At 61.3% G+C, this 4,273-nt stretch carries 3 protein-coding genes and 2 pseudogenes; 2 read left to right on the forward strand and 3 right to left on the reverse strand.

Going from position 1 to position 4,273, the window contains the following annotated elements:
• Window positions 1–227: pseudogene (locus tag NKJ28_RS32825) on the reverse strand (ATP-binding protein); the annotation flags it as partial.
• A 312-nt stretch (window positions 228–539) separates the two neighbouring features.
• Between NKJ28_RS32825 and NKJ28_RS32830 the strand changes: the two are divergent.
• Entirely contained in the window at window positions 540–713 is a 174-nt protein-coding gene (locus NKJ28_RS32830; protein WP_352638583.1) for a hypothetical protein, read from the forward strand.
• Complete coding sequence (locus NKJ28_RS32835) at window positions 697–2,766, forward strand: recombinase family protein (protein WP_352638584.1); 2,070 nt, start codon at window positions 697–699, stop codon at window positions 2,764–2,766. The genes NKJ28_RS32830 and NKJ28_RS32835 overlap by 17 nt, the downstream gene beginning before the upstream one ends.
• Window positions 2,767–2,797: 31 nt before the next feature.
• Here the strand turns inward: NKJ28_RS32835 and NKJ28_RS32840 are convergent.
• Both NKJ28_RS32840 and istA read right to left on the reverse strand, forming a co-directional pair.
• Window positions 2,798–3,121, reverse strand: a pseudogene (locus NKJ28_RS32840) (ATP-binding protein); the annotation flags it as partial.
• A 12-nt stretch (window positions 3,122–3,133) separates the two neighbouring features.
• Window positions 3,134–4,273: IS21 family transposase (gene istA / locus NKJ28_RS32845; protein WP_352638586.1), on the reverse strand; the 1,140-nt coding region annotated here is incomplete at its 5' end.

Below are 4,273 nucleotides of genomic sequence, written 5' to 3' on the forward strand. Positions count from 1 at the left end.
ACATCACGCCGCTGGTCATCATTGAGTTTTTCCGGTCCCCAGTCATCGAGAATGAGAAGGTCGGTTTTGGCGAGTTGCTTGAGGATCCGGCCATAACGTCCGTCGCCTCTCGCGAGGGCAAGTATTGCAAACAGCCGGGGAACGCGGTGATAGGCGACGGAGAAATCCTCTCGGCAAGCTTTGTGGCCTAGCGCACAGGCCAGCCAGCTCTTGCCGACGCCCGCCGGACTGGGCTCATAATGCCCGTTATCAGGATGGCGAGGCAAAGAAGATTGTCCGTTACGCCTTTCATCCACGTTCGGGCGGGGAGATTTTCGTCACAGGCCGTCAGCGTTATTGCGGTGAGCCGGCCTATGTCGGGCGACAACCGGATGGCAGCCTGGCGCTGATTCCGATCTGGATGACGGAAGAGATCGCCCTGACGATGGCGGTTCGCGAGGCGCCCCGTTTTCCCCTTTCATGCCTGCGCGACCTGCGCCGCGAGGTCGATGCATGTCTACGTTTTCTGCAGAGCGACTCACGCCAGCCAGGAGACGACCATGCAGCGCAGGCAATGCCGAACCGACCAGCCAGACCTGTTTTCCAAGAAGGCTCCGCCATCGAGTCTTCCAGGCGAAGTCCGGGAACACACCCTCCCGCTGATCGAGACCTTGCTGAGGGAAGCGGTGGTGAGCCAGACGGGACGGGAGGCAGATCATGAAGATCACCGCTGAACATCTCGCGCGCGGTGCCTATGTCTATGTCCGGCAGTCGACGGCCGATCAACTCGTCAACAATCCCGAGAGCCGGCGACGCCAATATGGCCTTGCCGAGCGAGCGCGGTCCCTTGGCTGGAAAGACGCCATCGTCATCGATGAAGATCTCGGTCGTTCAGGGTCTGGCATCAGCCGTCCGGGCTTTGAGAAGCTTCTGGCGGCGATCTGCGAAGGTCGGGTTGGTGCGGTCCTCGCCATTGAAGCCTCCCGGCTGGCCCGCAATGGCCGGGACTGGCATACGCTGATCGAGTTTTGCGGCCTTGTCGGAACGCTCATCATCGATGAGGACGGCATCTACGAACCGCGTCATCCCAACGACAGGCTGCTGCTCGGCATGAAGGGCACGATGAGCGAACTGGAGCTTTCGATCCTGCGGGCCCGCTCGATCGAAGCCCTGAAGCAGAAGGCACGACGGGGCGAACTTTTCCTGACTGTGGCGATCGGTTACGTCAAGTCGGGCCGGAACCGGGTCGAGAAAGACCCGGACCTGCGGATCCGCGAGGCGATCGATCTTGTATTCCGGCGTTTCGACGAACTGCAGAGCATCCGGCAGGTGCATCTGTGGTTGCGCCGCGAGGGCATTATGCTCCCTGCCGTAAATTACACGCGCGCGGCGGACAGGGCGATCGTCTGGAAGCTGCCCGTCTACAATACGGTGCACCACATTCTCACCAACCCGATCTACGCCGGCGCCTATGCGTTCGGGCGAACCTGCAGCAAAGTCACCATAGAGGCCGGACGCAAACGGATTTTGCGTGGGATCAGGCGCGATCGCGCCGACTGGGAGGTCTTGCTCATCGACCATCACGAAGGTTACCTGAGCTGGCACGATTTTGAGAGGAATCAGCGCCTGATCACGGACAATGCCACAAGCAAAGGCCTGGTGCCGCGCGGTGCTCTTCGCCGGGGCGAGTTGCTGCTCGGCGGTCTCTTGCGCTGCGGCCATTGCGGCCGCAAGCTGCATGTCTCCTATTCCGGCAGCAACGGCAATACGGGGCGCTATCATTGCCGCGGAGCGCAGGTCAACCACGGAACCGACCCGTGCATCGGCTTCGGATCGTTGCGGGTCGATCAGGCGGTCAGCGCGGAGGTTCTTCAACGCCTTCAACCGCTCGGGATGGAAGCGGCGATCAAGGCCATCGAGACCTCCACCGTGCAGGCTGGAGAGAAGCGGCGCCATGTGGAGCTCGCACTCGAGCAGGCACGTTATGAAGCCGCCCATGCACGCCGCCAGTATGACGCCGTCGACCCGGACAACCGGCTTGTAGCAGGCGAACTGGAGCGACGCTGGAATGCCGCGCTCGTAGCCGTCCGCGAGCGTCAGGACGAGCTTGACGCGCTCGACCGCCACAAGCCTGAGGCTCTGGGAGAAGAGGAACGGCGGAGCCTGCTGCGCATGGGCGCCGATCTCGAACTGGCATGGCATCATGCCAACGCCACCGCCACCACGCGCAAGCGGATCATCCGTGCCGTGATCCGCGAGATTGTCGTCGCCATCGAAGACGACCACATCAAAATGCTGGTGCATTGGCAGGGCGGCGACCATACCGCGCTTTCGGTCAGGAAGAACAAGGCAGGCCATCACCGTTGGGGCGCCCCGCCGGACATCGAGGACCTGATCCGTGCGCTGGCACGCCAATTGCCGGATAGAGCGATCGCATCGCTTCTCAACCGGCTCGGCAAAACCACGGGTCGTCTGAACGGATGGACGCAGTCCCGTGTCTGCACTTTCCGCAACCAGCACGACATCGCCGTCTACAAAAAGGACGAACGGTCGGAGCGCGGCGAGTATACATTGCAGGAAACGGCTGCGAAGCTCGGCCTGCGGCCAATGACCGTGCTGCGCATGATCCGCGCCGGCGATCTGAAGGCCGAGCAGTATTGCAAGGGTACGCCCTGGATCATCCGTCATGAAGATATCGAGCAACTCGATATCCAGCACCATTCCGGCAGGAGCGGACACAGTCCATTATCACAATCACAGGATCAGCAGATCCAGCTTTTTCAATAACATAGCGAGGTGTGCATTATGTCGTGGGATCGGCCGGCCCGGTGATGAGAAGACTGTGATGCTTGCGAATCCAGTCGCAGCCGGCGAGCGCCATGAACAGATTGCGGTCAAGACCGCGTGCGGCACGAAAGTCGGCATTCTCGATCTGTGCGTCATGGCGAAGCTTTGCAGCTCTGGCGCGGGCTTCGAAACGCTTCTGGCGGCGCATGGTAGCCTCGCGCTCGAGCAGCATGGCAAGCCATTCGCCATGCTCGAGGCCGCGTGCTTCGGATTGTGCGTCGAGTTCCTGGAAGGCGGTGGCCATGCCATGAAGGCCGAGTTCGCGCAGCATGTCGATGGTCGGATGGATAAGCATTGGTGTGTCTCCTCAATGAAAGTAGTCAGGGCCACGCAGATTGGCGTGATCGACGATGGCGGTCGGTTCGGTGGAATGCCTTGCGGCCTTGTGATTGGCGATGAGCGAGGCGATGCTCTTGCAGTTCAGCCCACCGATCTCGACAGCGCGGGCTGACACGGCTTCGGCGCGATCGCGTGTGATATCGCGAAACAGGCGCAGGACACCCAGGCATGTTCGAAAGCCTTGTTCAGGATGTGGGCGGCTGGCGAGGATTGCGACAACCAAGCCTTCCGTCTCGGGGCCGACGGATGCGGCCCAGCGACGGAAACGATCCGGCGTCCACTCGGCATATCGCCGGTGGGAGCTGGGCATATGATCCGGATCAGTCCCATGACGAGGGCCGCCATAGCGGCGCTGATGGACGGCAATGCGCTTGCCGCGGTGGAAGATCTCGATCGTGCGTGCCGTTGCTCTCAGATCGACTTGCTGGCGAATGAGGCTGTGCGGCACGGAATAAAAGAAGGTCTTGAACTCGACATGGTAATCCGTCGAGACGCGGGCCAAACGCCACCCGGCGAATTCGTAGTCTTTGCTCGGAAGGCTTGCGAGCGCAGCACGCTCGACGCTCTCAAACAGTTGCCGGCGACTGACGCCCAGCCGACGCATGACGTGATCATTGATGCGATCGAGTGCCTGGCGAATGGCGGCATTGGCCTCGGCCAGCGAGAAGAAGGTCTGGTTGCGCAGCCGCCCCAGAATGCATGACTGGGCGAAACGCACGCCGTTCTCGACTTTCGATTTGTCCTTCGGCCGTCGCGGCCGTGCCGGAAGAACGCCGACGCCATAATGGGATGCCATCATGCCGTAGCTGCGATTGATCTCGGGATCGTAGAAGCTGGCGCGGCTGACGCCCGACTTCAGATTGTCGGGGACGATCAGTCGGGGAACGCCATCAAAGAAACGAAACATCCTGACGTGTGAACCAATCCAGTCAGGCAGTGCCTGGGTCCAGGTTGCTTCGGCATAGGTGAAGCTGGACGCTCCCAAGACCGCCACAAAGATCTCCGCCTCACGGATCTCGCCGGTGTCTCGATCAACGATCGGGATCCTCTTGCCGGAATAGTCGACGAAGACCTTGTCGCCGGCGGCGTGTTCCTGGCGCATCGTCGG

This window comes from Mesorhizobium sp. M0145 (assembly GCF_040322355.1).
GTDB lineage: Bacteria > Pseudomonadota > Alphaproteobacteria > Rhizobiales > Rhizobiaceae > Mesorhizobium.

Excerpts from the sequence above, each read along its gene's own strand:
- NKJ28_RS32830 (WP_352638583.1), top strand. The coding sequence starts at position 540 with ATGCAGCGCAGGCAATGCCGAACCGACCAGCCAGACCTGTTTTCCAAG.
- NKJ28_RS32835 (WP_352638584.1), top strand. The coding sequence starts at position 697 with ATGAAGATCACCGCTGAACATCTCGCGCGCGGTGCCTATGTCTATGTC.